The following is an 18513-nucleotide window of genomic DNA, read 5'->3' on the forward strand; positions in this document are numbered from 1 at the left end:
TCCTCCGGTCTCCGTCAGCCGGTCACCCTGCCCGGCCTCCCGCCGTGATTTGCGCCTTTTGCAGTGCGGCATGCGGTTGTTTTCTTCGTGGACTTCTCCGGTGAGACGCGCTTTCATTTCCTCCGTCGAATTCCGGGATGGAGGAACAATTGGCGCGTACACGGAGAAGTGCACGGAGAATTACGGAAATCACCCTCGCTCTCGCGGTGGTGGCGGGCACGGCTCCGCCCGCGACGGCCGCCCCTCGCGAGCCCGTGCGGATCACCCGCTTCCTCGGCGAGCAGCGGATCCCGCACCGGGTGGAGTTCGAGGGCACGACCGTGGGCGGCCTGTCGGGCTTCGATCGGGACCCGCGCACCGGCGTCTGGTACTTCATCTCCGACGACCGCTGGCGCTACGACCCCGCCCGCTTCTACACCGGCCAGCTGACCATCGACCGCAGGACGGGCGCCTTCGCCGCCGTACGGCTGACCGGCGTCACCACGCTGACCAGGCCCGACGGGACACCGTACCCGGCCTACGGCAGGCCGGGCTCGGCCGACCCCGAGTCGATCAGGTTCGACCGGTGGAACGGGCGGCTGCTGTGGGGCGACGAGGGCGACCGGCCCGACCGCGCGAATCCGGATATTCCCATCTCGCATTCAACGGTGCGCGGAATGAACCCCGAAGGACGCGAAACCGCTGATCTGCCGGTGCCGTCGAATTTGCGCTTCACGAACACGGAAAACGGGCCGCGGCGCAATTTCGGGTTCGAGGGGCTGGCCGTCACCGAACGCACCATCGCCGCCATGACCGAGGGCCCGCGCTTCGAGGACGGGCCGACGCCGACGGCCGAACGCGGCTCGGTGGCGCGGCTCACCGTGTGGGACCGCCAGGGCCGGGCCCGCGCGCAGTACGCCTACCCGCTCGACGCCCTGGCGGCCCCGCCGAACCCGCCAGACGGCCTGAGCGACAGCGGCGTGTCGGAGCTGCTGGCCATCGACGACAACCGCTACCTGGCACTCGAGCGCTCCTGGATCCAGGGCGTGGGATACCGGGCCAGGCTGTACGAGATCGACTTGCGCGGTGCCTCGAACGTGATCGGCCGCGACTCGCTGACGCAGGCCGGCAGGTACCGGCCGGTCACCAAGCGGCTGGTCCGCGACCTCGGCGGCTTCCGCCCGCCGGTGCAGAACCTGGAGGGCATGGCCTGGGGCCCCCGGCTGGCGAGCGGCGAGTGCACGCTGGTGATCGGCTCCGACGACAACTTCTCCGAGGAGGAGGTGACGCAGTTCATGGCGTTCGCGGCCACGGGCTGCTGAGCCTGGATCCGTCAGATGCCGTGGATGCGGCGCCCGGTGATGTGCTGGGGGACGATGCGGATGTAGAGCTCCCGCTCGCCCCCGGCCCACGGGGTGACGCCCGTGCCCTGCGGGCCGTTCGTCTCCTCCGGGGGCACGTGGTGCGCGGGCCCCTGGACCAGCACGCTCCACCCCTCCCGGTTGGCCTCGTCGATGTTGTCGATCTCGAAGGCGATCAGGATGTCGACGCCTGCCAGCCCGGTGCTCAGGTCCTTGTCCATGGCCCCGCCCACGGCGGTGCGGAAGACGATCGCGCCCTCGTGCATCTTGTAGTTGACCGGCAGCACGGTCGGCCCGTGCGAGCCGTTGAACGCCACCCGCCCGATCCCGCCCGGCGCGATCAGCCGCCGGCACTCCTGCTCGTCCAGCATCTCCAGCGACGGGTGGGCCATGGCGGGGCCGCGCCCGGGCGGACGGTCGTGGCCGCCGCCCAGCAGGTCCTCCACCGTCGTGCCCAGCGCGTCCGCCAGCCGGTAGAGCGCTCCGGTGTCGGGCGTGTCGGCGTTCTCCTCCAGATATTTCAGGTATCCGGGTGACATGTCCGCGCGCTCGGCGACCTGCTCCCGGGTCAGCCCGAGCCGCTCGCGGTGATGGATGACGCGACGGCCGAGATCGCCTGTGCCTGTCATGATGACTTCCCCTCTGCCAAAAGTACGGCGCGCGGCGCCGTTGAGCCGGGCCTCGTCGTGATCGGCGTCGATGAACACCTGACGCCCCCGGTAGCGGATCGGCATGGACACGAGCCCGAGCTCCTCGGGCAGCAGCGGATCCAGCCGCAGCCCGCCGGGCCCCACCTCCAGGCCCAGATAGCAGCGCTGCAGCAGGTCGAGCGTGCCCCCCATGGCGCCCAGGTGGATGCCCTCCGCGGTGGTGCCGCCCTGGACGTCCTTGATGTCGCTGTAAAGGGCCTCGGTGAAGAAACGCCACGACTGCGCCCGGTTCGAGCGGGCCAGCACCCAGGCGTGCACGACCGCACTGAGCGTGGAGCCGTGGCTGGTGCGCCGCAGGTAGTAGGAGACGGTACGGGAGATGAGGTCCGGATCGACCGGATAGCCGAGCCGCTCCAGCGTGCCGGTCAGCTCCTCGCCGGTCAGCAGGTAGCAGAGCATGAGGGTGTCGGCCTGCTTGGACGCCTTGTACCGGTTGACGTCGTCGCCGTCGGCCTCCAGCGCCCGGTCCAGGCGGCGCACGCCGGCGAAGCGGTCCCAGTCGAGCTCCAGCAGGTCGGCGTACCCGGTGAACTGGCTGATCACGCCGTCGTGGAAGTCGACCCGCAGGCGGCGGCCGACGTCGTCCCAGCGCTCCAGCTCCGCGGCGGACGGCGCCAGGCCGGGAGGCAGGTCGGGGGCCAGCGCGGCGGTGTCGCGGGCGCGAGCCATCAGCCACGCGGTCATGACGTTGGTGTAGGCGTTGTTGTCCAGGCCGGGGACGGCCGCGCCGGGGTAGGCGTCGTGGTACTCGTCGGGGCCCATGACGCCGCGGATCTCGTACCGGTCACCGGCGGGGACGGCCAGCGAGGCGAAGAACCTGGCGATGTCGAGCAGCAGCTCGGCGCACCACGGCGGCATGGAGCCGGTGGCCAGGTAGTGGTGCCACACGTTGTAGGCGACGGCCAGGCCGACGTGCCGCTGCAGCCGGGAGTGGTCGGGCAGCCAGCGGCCGGAGGCGGGGTTCAGGTGCAGGGTCTGGCTCTCCTCGCGGCCGTCGCTGCCGCTCTGCCAGGGGAACATCGCGCCGTCGAGACCGGCCTCCCTGGCCGCGTCCCGCGCCTCGGGCAGTCGTCGCCAGCGGTAACGCAGCAGCCCGCGGGAGATCTGCGGGAAGCGCAGGTCCAGCCACGGCTGCACGAACAGCTCGTCCCAGAACACGTGCCCCCGGTACGCCTCGCCGTGCAGGCCACGGGCGGGCACCCCGGCGTCCAGGCCGGCGGTGTGCGGGGAGAGCGTCTGCAGCAGGTGGAAGATGTGCAGGTGCACGACCAGCGACAGCTCGGGGCCGTCCACGTCGAGCCTGGCCCGCCGCCACAGCAGCTCCCACGCCGCCTCGTGCCGCGCCAGCAGCTCCGCGAACGGCGGCGCCCGGCGCACGTGCCGCAGCGCCGACGTCCGCGGGTCGTGGCTGGCCGGGTCGCGCGAGGACGTCAGCGCCACCACCTTCGTGAGGTCGGCCGGCACGCCCTCGGCCAGGTCGAGAACGTGGTCGGAGGTGATGTGGCCGGCGCCGAGCGACGGCCTGGCGGGCACGTCGCCGTCCATCCTGGCGGCCAGCGCCACGACCACGTGGGAGGAGCGGGTACGCGCCGTCAGCCAGGCCAGGTCGTCCTCCGAGCCGGTCGCGTGCCCGGTGAGGTGGTCGCCGCGCAGGTCGCGGTAGCGGGCCACGCCCTCGTTGCGCACCCGGCCCTCCAGCGTGGCGCGCACGCGCAGCGGGCCCGACCAGTTCTCCGCCGTGAACGTGGTCTGCATCGCCGCCAGGTACGGGTCCGCCATCGACACCAGGCGGCGCTGGCGTACCCGGGTGATCCTGCCCTCGCCGTCGCGCCAGCGCAGGTCCCGTACCAGCACGCCGCGGCGCAGGTCCAGCTCGTGCCGGTAGAGCGGCAGGTCGGCCCGCTCGGGCCGGAACCAGCCCGAGCCGGGCGTGGCGAACGTCAGCGGCAGCCAGTCCGGCAGGTTGACGAGGTCCTCGTTCGTCACGGTGTGGCCGGCCACCACCGAGTCGAGCCGGTCGTAGCAGCCCGCCAGGTACGTGCCCGGCGTGCGCGGCTGCCCGTCGGGGGTGGCTCCGCGCGTGGCGAACCGGCCGTTGCCCAGCGTGCACAGCGCCTCGCGCAGGCCCTCGCCCGAGGGCTCGAACCCCTCGTAGACCAGCACCCAGGCGTCCGGCACACGATCGTTCATCGGCGGCCCACACGTACGCGGCTCGCGGGCGTGCTCTCCGGCGGCAGGCGGCCCGCCACGTCAGCGGGCGTGGTCGTCAGCGGCACACGCCCAGGGACGATCGCGGGCGTGGTCATCGGCGGCCCACCGGCACGCGGCCCGTCACGTCGGCGTCGGCCAGGTCGGTGACGACCGCGCCGGCCCCGGCCGCCAGCATCGCGGCGGCCTGCGTGCCGGACCTGTCCACCGCGACGACCTGCCCGAACCCGCCCCTGCGCCCCGCCTCGACACCGGGCAGCGCGTCTTCCACGATCGCCACCTCGCCCGGAGGCAGCTCCAGCCGCCGCGCCGCCTCCAGGAACAGCGCGGGATCCGGCTTGCCCGGCAGGCCCAGCCGGGCCGCGTCGTTACCGTCCACCAGCACGTCGAACAGGTGCAGCAGCCCGGCCGACGACACGACCGCGCGGCAGTGCCTGCTGGCCGAGACCACCCCCGTACGGCAGCCGCGCTGCCGCAGCTCGTGCAGCAGCGCGACCGTGGCGGGGAAGGCGGCCACGCCGTGCTGGTGGATCTGCTCCATGAACAGCGCGTCCTTCGCCAGCCCCAGCCCGTGCACGGTCGGCGCGCCCGGCTCGTCGCCCGGCCCGCCCTCGGGCAGCGAGATGCCGCGCGAGGCCAGGAACGTGCGCACCCCGTCGAGCCGCGGCCGCCCGTCCACGTGGGCGAGATAGTCGGCGCGGATGTCGAAGGGCTCCGAACGCCCCCTGAGGAAGGCGTCGAAGACGTGCTTCCACGCCGCGGCGTGCACCCGGGCCGTGTCGGTGACCACGCCGTCGGTGTCGAAGACGACGGCGCGCAAGCTGGTCAGATCGAAGGTGGCCATGTCTGGACGCTACCCGCGCACGCGCCGCCCAGCCATGGCCGCCGGACCTCGTGACCCAGGACCTCCTGCCCGTCCCACGGGAAGCGGGAGCAGCCAGTGGGTACGTCTGTCACCAGGCCGCGCCACGTGAATCCCCATACCCCATCGGCCCTGGCAGGAGGCGCCGCATGAGAGCGTTGACCGTAGGAGTGCTGCCGTTGCTCGCCGTGCTGGGGCTGGGGCTGGGGGTCGCGGGCTGCGGCGACGCCGGCCCGCCGAGCACCGCCGCACTCAGCCCCTCACCCGCCCCCACGTCACCCTCATCCACCGCACCCACCTCACCCACCTCACCCACTCCGGTCACCTCCACACCCCCCGCGACCATCACGCAGGCGGAGCCTGCCCCGCACGAGACCCTGATCGGCGGCCACTACCAGCCGCTGTGGCCGTTCTCCACCCCTGAGGAGGCGGCGGCCTGGCAGCGCGAGTACCGGGCGAACGGCCACGAGCCGTGGCACTTCGACGCCCGCCGCACCGCGATCGCCTTCAGCCGCGACTTCCTCGGCTTCGCCGGCATCGACCGCGCCCTCAAGACCGTGACGGACGGCCCGCACGCGCGCGTGCACGTCGGCTTCCGCGCCGAGGACGCCTCCCGGCCCCTGGTGGCGGCCGTCGTGCACCTCATGAGGTACGGCCAGGGCGACGACGCCCCCTGGGAGGTGGTCGGCACCGACGACACCACGCTCTCCCTGACCAGACCCGCGTACGGCGCCTCGGCCGGCTCCCCGCTGACCGTCGGCGGCCGCGTCACCGGCGTGGACGAGAGCATCAGGATCCAGGTCCGCCACCCGGGCTCGGACACCCCGGTGGGGGAGCGGTGCTGCCTGCCCGCCGGAGGCGAGAACGCGGCCTGGTCGGCACGGGTCTCGTTCACGGCGCAGCCGGGGCGGACGCTGACCGTCGTCGCCTCGACCGGCGGGCACGTGGCCGAGGTCGAGCGGTTCGCGGTGACGGGGGTGACATCGCCGTAGCGACGGGAGAGGGCTGCTAGTTTATAAACGCGCATTCACTAAGGCTCGGGGGGAAGCGATCATGGGCAGGCCCCGCACCACCAGCGACGAGGCGATCCTCGGCGCGACCGCCCGCGCGATCGGCCGGCACGGCCCGCAGGGGCTCACGCTGGCCGCCGTCGCGCAGGAGGCCGGGCTGTCCCCGGCCACGCTGGTGCAGCGGTTCGGCTCGAAGCGCGGCCTGCTGCTGGCGTTCGCCGCCCACGCCACCCGCACCGCGGCCGAGCCGTTCGAGCGGGCCCGCCAGGAGCACGCCTCACCGCTGGCCGCCCTGCGGGCCGCGCTCGTGCACCTGGCGGAGGGCGTGTCCACGCCTGAGGAGCTGTCGGGCAGCCTCGGGTTCCTGCAGCTCGACCTGACCGACCCCGACTTCCGGGCGCACGCGGCCGAGCACGCCCGCCGTACCCGCGACGAGATCGCCGCCCTGCTGGCCGACGCGGTGGCGGCGGGAGAGCTGGAGGCGGGGGCGGCCACGCTGGCAGGGGCGGTGCAGGTGGCCTACAACGGCGCCCTCATCCTGTGGGCGCTGACCGGCGACGGCCCGCTCCCCGACGCGATGCGCGAGGCCCTGGGGCAGACGCTGCGCCCGTACCTCGCCGGATGAGGTCCTCGACTCCGCGACGCTCCGGCCCGAGACTGGACCGGCGCCCCCCGCGGCGGGGGATGATCGACCAGGCCGGAACCATCGGTCACCGGGCGGGCCGGCACGGTGGCCGCAACGCTACGAGGTGCTCATGAGCCAAGTGGAAGACCCCGCACCGCAGTCGCTGGCGGAGCTGGCCCGCAGGCACGGGCTCAAGCCCGCCATCGCCCGCCCCAGATTCCCCGTCTACCTGCGCCAGCTCTGGCAGCGGCGGCACTTCGTGCTGACGTACGCGACCTCGCGCAACGTCTCCAAGTACTCCGGGTCGGCGCTGGGCCAGCTCTGGCAGGTCATCACCCCGCTGCTGAACGCCGCCATCTACTACGTGATGTTCGGCCTCATCCTCGGCGGCAGCAAGGGCATCGAGAACTATCCGGCGTTCCTGCTGACCGGGATGTTCGTGTTCACCTACACGCAGCGCACGGTCACGGCCGGAGCCAAGTCGATCTCCGGCAATCTGTCGCTGATCCGAGCCCTGCACTTCCCGCGGGCCTCGCTGCCGCTGGCGTACACGATCCAGGAGCTGCAGCAGCTCGTCATCTCCATGGGCGTGCTGCTGGTCATCGTGGTGATCACCAACGAGCCGGTGACGCTGCGCTGGCTGATGATCCCGATCGTGCTGGTGCTGCAGACGATGTTCAACATCGGGGCGGGGCTGATCCTGGCCAGGCTCGGCGCCTCGCTGCGGGACCTCAACCAGCTGCTGCCGTTCATCATGCGGACGTGGTTGTACGCCTCGGGGGTGTTCTTCGCCATCCACGACAAGGTCGTCAACAGCGCGGGGCTGCCCGAGTGGGTCGCCACCGCCATGTACCTGAACCCGGCCGCCTCCTACATCGAGTGGATGCGGGACCTCCTCATCGCCGGCCACACCCCGCCGCAGCTCGTGTGGGTGTCGTGCCTGGTGTGGGCGGTCGCCGCGCTCGCCGGCGGGTTCTGGTACTTCTGGCGGGCCGAGGACCGGTACGGGCGGGGCTGACCGTCACTGGGGCGGGGTCCGGGGGCCGCGGTAGGGCAGGGGCTGGCTGTAGACGAGGTTGGTGGTGGTGCTGCCGAACCGGGCGAGCTCGTCCACGATGCTCTCGAGGTGCGCCATCGAGCCCGCCGCCACCTTCAGCGTGTAGCAGTCCTCGCCGGTGGTGCGCAGGCACTCCAGGATCTCCATGCGCTCGCCGAGCAGCCGGCGCAGCGGCTCGTGCCGGTTGCCCGGGTACTTCAGGCGCACGACGGCCAGGATGGCGTAGCCCACCTTGGTGAGATCGACGTCGGCCCGGTAGCCGGAGATGACGCCCAGCGCCTCCAGCCGCCTGACGCGCTCGGTGGTGGCCGAGGCGCTGAGGTTCACCCGGCGGCCCAGCTCGGTGAAGGGGATGCGGCCGTCCCGCTGGACCTCCGCCAGGATCGACCAGTCCGTCTCGTCAAGTTCCTCGGTCACCCCGCCAAATTACCGGCAGATTCCCGGCCATCGGCCGTCAAGGCCGGGAAGAAGCCCTTCAGATCCGGGCGGCCGCCTCGATAGCCTCCTTGCCATGCGAATCGGGGTGAACGTGCCGAACTTCGGGCCGGGGACGGACCCGGCCGTCCTGCGGCGCTGGGCGCGCACGGTGGAGGCACTCGGCTACGACCTGCTGATGATCTCCGACCACGTCGTGGTGACGCCCGACGTGGCCGAGCAGTATCCGGCTCCGTTCTACGAGCCGTTCACCACGCTCTCGTGGCTGGCCGGCGTCACCGAGCGGATCAGGCTCGGCACCTCGGTCCTCATCGTGCCGTACCGCCACCCCCTCCTCATGGCCCGCATGGCGGCGAACCTCGACCGGTTCAGCGGCGGCCGGCTCGTCCTCGGCGTGGGCACGGGCTGGGCCCGCCAGGAGTTCGACGCGCTCGGGGTGCCGTTCGAGCGGCGCGGGCGGCTGACGGACGAGCACCTCCAGGCGATGCGGGCCGCGTGGGCGGACGAGGACGACTACCGTGCCGGGCCGATCCCCCTCTGGGTGGGCGGGAACGGCGAGGCCGGGCTGCGCCGGGCGGTGCGCCTGGGGGACGCGTACCATCCGCTGCGCACGACGCTCCCGTGGCTGCGGGACGCGGCCCAGCGGCTCAAGGCCGTCGCCGGAGAGCTGGGACGGCCAGCGCCCGCCTTCGCCCCGCGCATCGTGCTGCGGCTGACGGGCACGCCGGTCACCGGACCGCAGCGGCGCGCCGGGGAGGGCACCATCGGCCAGATCGTGGAAGACCTCGGGGAGCTGCGCGCGCTCGGCGCCGACACCGTGGTGCTCGACCCGTTCGACGGGGACCCCGCCGAGACGCTGCACCCGGAGACGGCCTGGCACGCGCTCGCCGCCGTGGCCGACCACTGGCCCCTGGGCCCGCACACCTGACCAGCCCGGCCGACCGGCCCGACCGGCACGACCGACCGACCGATCAAGGGAGCAACGGTGACATTGACACCTCAGGAGGAGACCTTCCTGCGCAGGGCCATCGAGCTGGCCGCCAAGTCCCGCGCGAGCGGCGACGCCCCGTTCGGCTCCCTGCTGGTGGGACCGGACGGCGACGTCCTGGCGGAAGCGCACAACACCGTCACCAGCGAGGGCGACATCGCCGCCCATCCCGAGCTGAAACTGGCCCGCTGGGCGGCCCGCGAGCTGGACCCGGCGACCGCCGCCGCCACCACCATGTTCACGAGCTGCCAGCCGTGCGACATGTGCCGCGGCGGCATCGAGCGCTCCGGGCTGGGCCGCGTGGTGTACGCGCTGTCCAACGAGCAGCTCGCCGAGCTCAAGCCGGGCGGCGGCTGGCCCCTGGTCCCGCAGGAGGGGCCGGCGCTGTTCGAGGAGGCACGCGTCCCCGTCGAGGGCTTCTACCGGTGATCACGGGGTCGGACCCCAGGCGGGGCGCGGCAGGGTGGACGCCTTCCGCCCCAGCTTCCCCGCCCTGACCTGCACGGCCAGGCTGTCGAGGATGACCCGGGCGCTGAGCAGCGCCGTCTGCTCCGCCCAGTCGTACGGCGGCGAGCACTCCCACACCTCGATCCCGGCCAGCCCCGGCTCGGACACCAGCCGCACCAGGTTCAGCGCCTCCCGGGGGAGCAGCCCGCCGGGCTCCGGCCAGCCGGTGCCGGGGACGAACCCGGCGTCGATGACGTCGATGTCGAAGGAGAGGTACACGGCCTCGGCGCCCTGCCAGGCGATCTCCAGGGCGGCCTCGGCGACGCGCTCCACGCCGGTCCGCTCCACGCCGCCCACCGTGATCACGGTGGTGCCGCGCTCGCGCCCGACCTTGACCCCGGCCCTGGGTGCCTGCCAGCCGCCGATGTCGACCAGGTTGAGCTGCTCGCGCAGGTCCACGCCGAGCTCGTAGCTGTAGGTGCCGAACAGGTTCGTGCTGCGCCGGATGCACGGCGCCGGCCGGGATCCGCGGCGTGGACCTGCGCGCGGAGGAGGCCCGCGTCTGAGGCGGCCCAGGTCTGAGGCGGCCCAGGTCTGAGGCGGCTCAGGTCTGAGGCGGCTCAGGTCTGAGGCGGGTCAGCGGCTCCGGTACCGCTCCTCCAGGGCGGCGTGCTCGTCGAGGCCGATCAGGTGGTTGAACGCGTCGAACGTGATCATGTTCTCGACCGCCGGGCCCGTCTCGCCCCGGGTGGCGAGCGTGCGCAGGTAGTCGTGCAGGCCCTTGGCTGCCGCGAACGCCGCGCCCACCGAGAAGAGCACGAGCGCGTAGCCCATCTCCTGGAGCCCGCGCACGTTCACCAGCGGGGTCCTGCCGCCCTCGATCTGGTTGCTGAGCACCGGGACGACGCCGCGGAAGGTGTCGCAGACGCGCCGCATCTCGGCCTCGGTCTCGGGGGACTCGATGAACAGCAGGTCGGCGCCCGCCTCGTGGTAGCGGGCGCCGCGCTCCAGCGCCTCGTCCAGGCCCAGCGTGGTACGCGCGTCGGTACGGGCGATGATCATGAAGTCGGGGTCGCGCCGCGCGTCCACCGCCGCCCTGATCTTCTGCACCATGTCCTCCGCGGCGATGACGTCCCTGCCCGGCATGTGCCCGCAACGTTTGGGGAAGGTCTGGTCCTCCAGGTGCATCGCCGCGGCGCCGGCCGCCTCGTACTCGCGTACCGCGCGCCGGACGTTGAGCGGGTTGCCGTACCCGGTGTCGGCGTCGGCGATCAGCGGCAGGTCCACGGCCTCGGCGAACGCGGCCACCCGCGCCACCATCTGGGTCAGCGTCAGGTAGCCGACGTCGGGCCTGCCGAGCAGGCTGGCCGAGGTCTGGAAGCCGCTGAGGTAGATCGCCCGGAAGCCCAGCGACTGGGCAAGGCGGGCGCCCGTGCCGTCGTACACGCCGGGCGCCACCAGGATCTCCGGGGCGGCGATCAGCTCCCGCAGCCTGGTCGTGTGTCGTGTCATCTGTCCGTTCCCCCCGTGCCCGGCTCCTACCCGCGCGCTCCTCCCCGTACCGGACGGATGCCAAAGCTGTTGGTGCCACCAACGAAATCCGTGTATGGTTAGCGCCATAAACGTTGGTTGCGCCAATGAAATGAGGATGGCATGTCCACGCAGACCCTGATCGCCGACCGCATCGAGATCGCCGACCTGTTCACCCGCTTCGGGCTCCTGCTGGACGAGGGGCGGTGGGACGACGCGGGCACGGTCTTCACCGGCGACGTGGCGGTGCATTCGCCGCGCGGCGGCGAGCTGCGCGGCCTCGACCAGGTCGTCGCCTTCATGCGGCAGGGCGAGGTCGAGGGACAGCGCGCCCAGCACACGACCACCGACCTGCTGGCGACCCTCGACGGCGACCAGGCGGCCGTGTCGGCGAACTCGCTGGTGTACTACTACCGCGACAGCCGGGCGCCGCACTTCACCGGCGGCCTGCGGCTGACCGCCACCGTGGTGCGGGCCCCGGCGGGGTGGCGGATCCGCGAGGTGCGGATCACGCCCCTCTGGACGCGCGCGGAGTCCTGATCAGGACGACGGTGTGGGGAAGCTCGCCGGGGTGGTCAGGCCGGTGCTCTCCAGCAACCGCTGGTGGTTGAGCACCGCCGCGTTGCACTGCTCGGAGAAGCGGCGGACCAGCGTGTTCTGGGTGCTGCCCCGCACCGTGCCGATCAGGGGGAAGATCTGCCCGTGGGCCAGGCGCAGCCACTTGACGTAGGTGGTGTCGTAGGCGGCGCCGGTCCTGCCGGAGATGTCGCTCATCCAGGCCTGCTGCTGGGTGGTGGGCTTCACCGGCAGCTTGACCTGCAGCTTGGCGGCGACGTCGCGGACCTGCTTGTCGAGGGTGTGGTGCTGCTCGGCGATGTCCCTGCTGATCTGGCGGACGCGGGCGGTGCTGGCTCGCTGCACCGCGTCCTGGGCCATGGGCATCTCCCACAGGCTCGCCAGGCGGACCTTGCGGATGAGCTCCCGGTCGGTCTCGGACAGCGGGCCCCACTCGGTCTGCCGCGTCCCGCCGTCCTCCTCTTCCCCAGACGGGGTGGCGGACGGCTCGGTCGTCTCCGTGCCGACAGCAGCCGGTACGGTGCTCACCGCGACCGTGTCCGAGGTGGGCGTGGGCGTGTAGCCGGCGCAGGCGGTCGCCGAGCAGAGCAGGCCGAGTGCGCATCCGGCGAGTACGCGACGGCTCTGGCGCATCCGCCGTCACCCCTTCCGGGATCCGGGGGTGCCTTGGTGCGGCACCGGTCACTCATGGATACGCCGCGCGGCCGGGAAGCGTTCATGGCACTGTGCAAGATTTGCCGGAGGCAATTCCGCTACGTGCGGGGAACGGCGTCTTCGCGCAGCTCCCTGCGCAGCTCGACCGCGCGGTGCAGGTAGTGGGAGGCCAGCGTGGACCGCCCGGCCGAGCGGTAGAGCTCGCCGAGCGTCTGGAACGTGGCCGCCTCCCCGCTGCGGTCGCCGAGCTGCTGGAAGATCGCCAGGGACGCCTGGAGGCGGTCGGAGCCGTCGGACCGCCTGCCGCTGGCCGCCTGCAGCCCGCCCAGGTTCTGCATCGCGTACGCGCCGCAGTGCCGGTCGCCGAGCCGTTCGAAGATGTCCAGGGCCCGGCCCTGGAACCGCATCGCCCCCTCGGTGTCGGCCTTCATGTCGTGCAGGCGGCCCAGGTGCATCGACACGCACCCCTCGCGATGGGTGTCGCCGAGCTCCCGGGCCAGCCGCAGGGCCTCGGCCAGCCACCGGGACGCCTGGCGGAGGTCCCGCAGCGACAGGAAGATCCGCCCGATCGCCTGCCGCGCGTACGCCTCGCCGCTGCGGTCACCGACGGCCAGGAACATGGCCAGGGCGTGCCGGAACGAGCCGAGCGCCCGCAGGTGCTCGCCGGAGAACTGGCTGACCGCGCCCAGCCCGCAGATCGAGATCGCCTCGCCGCGCGAGTCGCCGAGCTCGCGGAAGAGCGCGCGGGCACGCCTGAGCATGTCGCCGGCCTCGGCATAGCGGTCCTGGTACAGGCACACCTGGCCGAGACCGCGCAGCATGGCGGCCTCGCCGCGTCGATCGCCCGCCGCGCGGGCACTGTCGAGGGCCAGCCGGTGCGTGAGCCGCCACTCGTCCAGGCGGCAGTGCAGGTCGAAGTACGGGACGAGGGCGGCGGCCAGCCCCCACGCCGAGGCGGCGCGCCCGGTGCCGGCGGCCAGCCGGACGGCCTCCACCAGCGACTCGCGCTCGGTCTCGAACCATGACAGCGGGTCGGCGGTGAGCTGGGCGAGCGTCTCGTCCGGGAGGCTCCAGGAGGCGGGCTCCTCGGGCGTCAGGCTGAACAGGGTGGTGGGCAGGCGGGCGGCGAAGTGGCCGGTGGCGCTGGCCCAGCCGGCGAGCACACGGGCTGCCGCCTCGTTTCCCGCGCGGCCTGCCGTGCCGCCTGCCGTGCCGCCTGCCGCGCCGGCGTCCGCGTGGTGCCGGGCCTGGCAGCGCATCAGGTCGTGCAGCTGGTAGCGGGGCTGGCCGAGGGCGTCGGTGCCGGCCAGGCGCAGGAGGCTGGCGTCCACGAGGGAGTCCACGACGGCTTCCGTACGGGGACGGCCCAGGACGGCGTCGGCCACCCAGCCGGGCACGGAGGCCGGGCCGAGCAGGCCGAACGCGTGGAAGGCGGTGGCCGCCTCGCCCGTCAGGCGGCGGGTGCTGCGCTCGAAGGAGCCCCGTACCTCCAGGTCGCCGGCGCGCAGCTCGTCGAGCCGACCGGCCTCGTCGGCCAGGCGCTGCTGCAGCACGCGCAGCGGCCAGTTGGGGCGGCCCGCCAGGCGGGCGCCGGCGATCCGGACGGCCAGGGGCAGGTGGCCGCAGGCGTCGAGGATGGCCAGGGCCGCCTGCCGCTCGGCGGCCAGCCGCTCCGGGCCGACGATGCGGCCGAGGAACCGCTCGGCCTCGTCGGGCGGCAGGACGTCGAGTTCGAGCAGGAGCGCGCCGGGCAGCTCGGTGATGCGCCGCCGGCTGGTGACCAGGACCGCGCAGCCGTTGCCCGGCAGCAGGGCGCGCACCTGGGCCGCGTCGGCGGCGTCGTCGAGGAAGACGAGCATCGGCCGCTCGGCCAGCAGGGAGCGGTAGAGGGCGGAGCGTTCGTGCACGGTGGGCGGCAGGGCGGCGTCCCCCACTCCCAGCGCGCGCAGCGCCTCGGCCAGCAGATCCGCCGGGTCGGCGGGGGCCGGGTCGGTGCCGCCGAGGCACAGGTGCAGCTGCCCGGCCGGGTAACCGGACCGTACGGCGTGGGCGCAGTGCACGGCCAGCGCCGTCTTGCCGACGCCCGGCGGGCCGACGACCACGGCGATCGACGGGGGCCCGTCCGGTTGCCGTTCCCCGGCCGCGAGGGCGTCCGTCAGGGCGGCGACCGCGGCGGCCCGTCCGGTGAAGTCCGCTATGTCGGGCGGAAGCTGGTAAGGCCGAGGCACCCCCACACCTGCACCCGCATCCACGCCCGCCTCGGCTTCCGGCCCCGCGCCTGCGCCCGCGCCCGCGCCTGCGCTTGTGACCGTGCCTGAGCCGGCGCCCCCGCCTCCGCCTGCGCCCGCGCCCGCGCCTGCGCTTGTGACCGTGCCTGAGCCGGCGCCCCCGCCTCCGCCTGCGCTCGCACCCGCGCCTGCGCCAATTCCCGCATCCGAACGCGTGCCCCCAGCCAGCCCCGCGCTCGTGCCTGCCCGCGTGCCCGGACCTGTGCCCCCGCCCGAACCCGCGGCTGCGCCCGCACCCGGGCCCGCCAACGCCCCCAGGCTCGGCCCGGCGTCGCGGGCGGGAGCGGGGTCGAAGTCCTCGGACAGGACCCGGGCATGGGCCTCGCGCAGCTCCTGGCCGGGCTCGATGCCGAGATCGTCGACGAGCTGGCGCCGGATGGCGGTGTAGGCGTGCAGCGCCTCGGCCCGCCTGCCGCCACGGTGCAGGGCCAGGATGAGCTGCTGCCAGAGATCCTCCCGGTACGGATGCTCGCCGATCAGCTCCCGCAGGTCGTCGATGGCGGAGGCGTGCTCGCCGGTCGCCAGCTTCGTCGCGACCAGTTCCTCGGCCGCGCCCAGCCTGGCCTGGGTGAGCGCCCGCAGCCGCGCGTCCCAGGCAGGGCTGGCGGGCAGGTCGCTGAGGGGTTCGCCGCGCCACAGCGCGAGCGCCTCGCGCAGGTGCGCGGCGGCCTCCCCGGTACGCCCGCCCGCCCGCGCCCTGGCCACCAGGTCCTCGAACAGCAGCAGGTCCAGCCCGTCCGCCTCCACCTCGATCGCGTAACCCGAGGGGTGGGCGGCGATGCCGGCTCCCGCCGTGCCGAGGACCCCGCGTAAGGAGCTCACGTACGTGCGCAGGTTGGCCGTGGCGGACGAGGGCGGGTTCCCGGCCCACAGGACCTCGATGAGCGTGTCGGAGCCGACCACCTGGTTCGCGTCGAGCAGCAGGGTGGCCAGGAGCAGCCGCGGCTTGGGGCCGCCGACGCGCAGGCTCCGGCCCGAGGCCAGGACCTGCAACGGCCCGAGGACACCGAAGGCTGGTTGATCGACCACTATGACCGCACCTACTCCTTGGCTGGAGGTGTTGCAACCATTGCCGGGTTGAGCCTTTATACCGATTTTGGATGTTCTTTGTACGCCGTACTCGCAATCTTGAGCCCCAGCAAGCGCACGTCGAGAGATCCACTTGATCATGATCGGCGCCGGGCGGATCCCCGTCCCGGAGCCGTAAGGAAAGGATCCTTATGCGACCCAGCAGGGTGCTCACGGTGGGCTTCGTCCTGGTGTGCGGGCTCGCCGCCGGCCAGGCCGCCTCCGCCGCCCCCACGCCGGCTCCTTCGCCGCCCGCCACCCAGCCCGCCGGCCAGCCCGCCACCCCGGCGGCCACCCCGGCGGCCACAGCCACGGCGACGCCCGCGCCGGACCCGAACGACCCGCCGAACCAGGTCGAGGTCCCCGAGGTCTCCACCCTCGCCGCGCCGAGCTTCCAGCTCCCCTTCCCCTGCGGCCAGAGCTGGACGGGCAACTCCAGCGCCAGCAGCGCGCACCGCTCGTACGAGATCGACTTCAACCGCGGCGGCTCCGCCTCCGCCGACCTCGGCGACACCGTCGTTGCCGCCGCGGCCGGCACCGTGGTCATCTCCGCCCACCAGGGCTCCGCGAACGGCTACGGCAACCTGGTCAAGATCGACCACGGTGGCGGCTGGACGTCGTACTACGCGCACCTGAACGTGCGCTCGGTCGCCGCCGGCGCGCAGGTCGCCCAGGGCCAGAAGATCGGCACGCTCGGCAACACCAGCAAGCCGGGCAACAACATCAGCCCGCACCTGCACTACGAGGTCCGCCAGGGCACCAGCTATCCCGGCAACATCCGCAAGGCCGTCTTCAACGGCGTCACCTTCGGCTACCCCAACCAGACCCTGACCTCGAAGAACAAGTGCGGCGGCGGCGGAACCACCAACCCGCACACCGCCACGTCCGTCTGCGGCGCCGGCTTCAAGGTGATCGACTCGGCCGCCCTGGGCTCCGCCGGCACCGCCTACCTGCTCTACAACTCCGCCAACGGCAACAACTGCGTCGCCACGATCAAGAAGTCGTCGCTGGGCAAGGCCACCGCCACCAGCGCGTACCTGGAGGTGCAGGGCAAGAGCCGGGTCACCGACAGCGGCAACTTCGCCTACTACGCGGGCCCGGTGCGCGCCGCGGCGGCGGGCAAGTGCGTCAAGTGGGGCGGCAAGGCGGGCTCGGCCGTCTACAACAGCCCGTTCGAGCACTGCGGCTAGAGCGCGTACCCCCACGAACGAGACTTCCTGAGGAGAGAACACTGTGCGAGCCCGACTGCGCCGCTCAGCCGCGCTGCTGACCGGTGCGCTGATCCCCGCCTCGCTGCTGATGGGAAGCCCGGCCGCGGCTACGTCGGCCGACGGTCCCGTGACGGCGGCGTTCGCCAAGGCGGCCGCCGCCCACGAGGTGCCGCGCGACCTGCTGGTCTCGCTCGCCTACGCCGAGACCCGCCTGGACGGCCACGACGGCGAGCCCAGCGCCGGCGGCGGCTACGGCATGATGCACCTGGTCACGTCCCGCACGCTGGAGCGCGCGGCCACCCTCACCGACCGGCCCGTCAAGGAGCTGAAGAGCGACGACGCCGCCAACATCGCCGGAGGCGCCGCCGTGCTGCGCGCCTACGCCGACGAGGCGGGCCTGGACGCCGCCGCCCGCAAGGACCCCGCCCGCTGGTACGGGGCCATCGCCCGCTACGGCGGCGCCGCCTCCCCCGACGTGGCCCGCCTGTACGCCGACACCGTCTACGACCTGATGGCGGAGGGCGTGCGCGCCACCAGCACGGGCGGCGAGAGCGTCACGGTCGAGCCGCGCGCCGTCGAACCCGACCGCGGCGCGTACGCCAAGGCCAAGGACCTGGACGGCCCCGGCACCCTCGCCGCCTCGACCGACTACCCGCAGGCCGCGTGGGTGCCGGCCGGCACCGCCAACTACGCCGTCTCCAGCCGCCCGGCGAGCGACAAGATCGACCGGATCGTCATCCACGTGGCCCAGGGCTCCTACGCAGGCACGATCTCCTGGTTCCAGAACCCGGCCGCCAAGGTCAGCTCCCACTACGTCGTACGCTCGTCCGACGGCGCCGTCACCCAGATGGTCAGGGAGAAGGACCGGGCCTTCCACGCCGGCGAGTACAACCGTCGCTCGGTCGGCATCGAGCACGAGGGCTACGTTAGCGACGCCACGTGGTTCACCGACGCCATGTACCGCTCGTCGGCCGCGCTGACCCGCAACATCGCCGACCGGTACGGCATCCCCAAGGACCGCACGCACATCGTCGGCCACAACCAGGTCCCCGGCACCGATCACACCGACCCCGGCGGCCACTGGAACTGGACCACGTTCATGCGGTACGTCACGGGCGGCAGTGGCGGCACTCCCAACCCGCACACCCCCGAGTCGGTGTGCGGCAGCGGCTACAAGGTGATCGACAGCGCCGCGCTGGGCTCGGCCGGCACGGTCCACCTGCTCTACAACTCCGCCAACGGCAACAACTGCGTCGCCACGATCAAGAAGACCTCGATCGGCACGGCCACCGCCACCAGCGCGTACCTGGAGGTGCAGGGCAAGGCCCGGGTCACCGACAGCGGCAACTTCGCCTACTACGCGGGCCCGATCCGCGCCGCGGCGGCGGGCAAGTGCGTCAAGTGGGGCGGCAAGGCGGGCTCGGCCGTCTACGACAGCCCGTTCGAGCACTGCGGTTAGCCGGTACGGAGAACAGGCGGCGGGCGGGTGCGGGCAGGAGCCCGG

General features: G+C 73.1%; 16 protein-coding genes. 9 read left to right on the forward strand and 7 right to left on the reverse strand.

All coding sequences use genetic code 11. From position 1 onward, the window contains the following. The first annotated feature begins 209 nt into the window (after positions 1-209). Positions 210-1301: an esterase-like activity of phytase family protein gene (locus HD593_RS25115; RefSeq protein ID WP_312903682.1), complete on the forward strand. Its 1092-nt coding sequence runs from the start codon at positions 210-212 to the stop codon at positions 1299-1301. Positions 1302-1312: 11 nt separating this feature from the next. Here the strand turns inward: HD593_RS25115 and HD593_RS25120 are convergent, their stop codons facing one another. Continuing rightward, positions 1313-4240 carry a pyridoxamine 5'-phosphate oxidase family protein gene (locus tag HD593_RS25120; protein WP_185104557.1) on the reverse strand — a complete coding sequence of 976 codons (2928 nt, stop codon included), beginning with the start codon at positions 4238-4240 and terminating at the stop codon, positions 1313-1315. A 112-nt stretch (positions 4241-4352) separates the two neighbouring features. Next, a complete protein-coding gene (locus HD593_RS25125; protein ID WP_185104558.1) occupies positions 4353-5102 on the reverse strand; it encodes an HAD family hydrolase in 750 nt (249 codons plus the stop codon). Between the two features lie 167 nt (positions 5103-5269). Here HD593_RS25125 and HD593_RS25130 point away from each other — a divergent pair, with 167 nt between their 5' ends. The 3 genes from HD593_RS25130 (at position 5270) to HD593_RS25140 (ending at position 7773) form a co-directional block, all read left to right on the forward strand. After that, complete coding sequence (locus tag HD593_RS25130; RefSeq protein WP_185104559.1) at positions 5270-6112, forward strand: hypothetical protein; 843 nt, start codon at positions 5270-5272, stop codon at positions 6110-6112. Between the two features lie 61 nt (positions 6113-6173). Beyond that, a complete protein-coding gene (locus HD593_RS25135; RefSeq protein ID WP_185104560.1) occupies positions 6174-6755 on the forward strand; it encodes a TetR/AcrR family transcriptional regulator in 582 nt (193 codons plus the stop codon). A gap of 130 nt (positions 6756-6885) precedes the next feature. Beyond that, positions 6886-7773 carry an ABC transporter permease gene (locus HD593_RS25140; protein WP_185104561.1) on the forward strand — a complete coding sequence of 296 codons (888 nt, stop codon included), beginning with the start codon at positions 6886-6888 and terminating at the stop codon, positions 7771-7773. 3 nt (positions 7774-7776) lie between these two features. Here the strand turns inward: HD593_RS25140 and HD593_RS25145 are convergent, their stop codons facing one another. Further along, positions 7777-8229, reverse strand: coding sequence for an Lrp/AsnC family transcriptional regulator (locus HD593_RS25145; protein ID WP_185104562.1), 453 nt, complete (start codon positions 8227-8229; stop codon positions 7777-7779). Positions 8230-8323: 94 nt separating this feature from the next. Between HD593_RS25145 and HD593_RS25150 the strand changes: the two genes are divergently transcribed. Beyond that, positions 8324-9175, forward strand: coding sequence for an LLM class flavin-dependent oxidoreductase (locus HD593_RS25150; RefSeq protein WP_185104563.1), 852 nt, complete (start codon positions 8324-8326; stop codon positions 9173-9175). Positions 9176-9232: 57 nt separating this feature from the next. Continuing rightward, positions 9233-9664 carry a nucleoside deaminase gene (locus HD593_RS25155; RefSeq protein WP_312903684.1) on the forward strand — a complete coding sequence of 144 codons (432 nt, stop codon included), beginning with the start codon at positions 9233-9235 and terminating at the stop codon, positions 9662-9664. Here HD593_RS25155 and HD593_RS25160 read toward each other — a convergent pair whose 3' ends face one another. Then, entirely contained in the window at positions 9665-10141 is a 477-nt protein-coding gene (locus tag HD593_RS25160; protein WP_221524944.1) for an arginase family protein, read from the reverse strand. It abuts the gene before it with no gap. Positions 10142-10318: 177 nt separating this feature from the next. Beyond that, positions 10319-11194: an isocitrate lyase/PEP mutase family protein gene (locus HD593_RS25165; protein ID WP_185104564.1), complete on the reverse strand. Its 876-nt coding sequence runs from the start codon at positions 11192-11194 to the stop codon at positions 10319-10321. Positions 11195-11335: 141 nt separating this feature from the next. Here HD593_RS25165 and HD593_RS25170 point away from each other — a divergent pair, with 141 nt between their 5' ends. After that, a complete protein-coding gene (locus HD593_RS25170) occupies positions 11336-11752 on the forward strand; it encodes a nuclear transport factor 2 family protein (protein ID WP_185104565.1) in 417 nt (138 codons plus the stop codon). Here the strand turns inward: HD593_RS25170 and HD593_RS25175 are convergent, their stop codons facing one another. After that, a complete protein-coding gene (locus HD593_RS25175) occupies positions 11753-12421 on the reverse strand; it encodes a DUF4142 domain-containing protein (RefSeq protein ID WP_185104566.1) in 669 nt (222 codons plus the stop codon). Positions 12422-12540: 119 nt separating this feature from the next. Beyond that, positions 12541-15759: an AfsR/SARP family transcriptional regulator gene (locus tag HD593_RS61725; RefSeq protein WP_312903686.1), complete on the reverse strand. Its 3219-nt coding sequence runs from the start codon at positions 15757-15759 to the stop codon at positions 12541-12543. Between the two features lie 191 nt (positions 15760-15950). Here HD593_RS61725 and HD593_RS25190 point away from each other — a divergent pair, with 191 nt between their 5' ends. Together HD593_RS25190 and HD593_RS25195 are read left to right on the forward strand one after the other, a co-directional pair. Next, positions 15951-16988: a M23 family metallopeptidase gene (locus HD593_RS25190; protein ID WP_185104567.1), complete on the forward strand. Its 1038-nt coding sequence runs from the start codon at positions 15951-15953 to the stop codon at positions 16986-16988. Between the two features lie 43 nt (positions 16989-17031). Further along, the gene (locus tag HD593_RS25195; RefSeq protein ID WP_312903688.1) at positions 17032-18468 is read left to right on the forward strand and encodes an N-acetylmuramoyl-L-alanine amidase; all 1437 of its coding nucleotides are present in this window, start codon (positions 17032-17034) and stop codon (positions 18466-18468) included. The last annotated feature ends 45 nt before the right edge of the window (positions 18469-18513 follow it).

The organism is Nonomuraea rubra (assembly GCF_014207985.1).
Taxonomy (GTDB): Bacteria; Actinomycetota; Actinomycetes; order Streptosporangiales; family Streptosporangiaceae; genus Nonomuraea; species Nonomuraea rubra.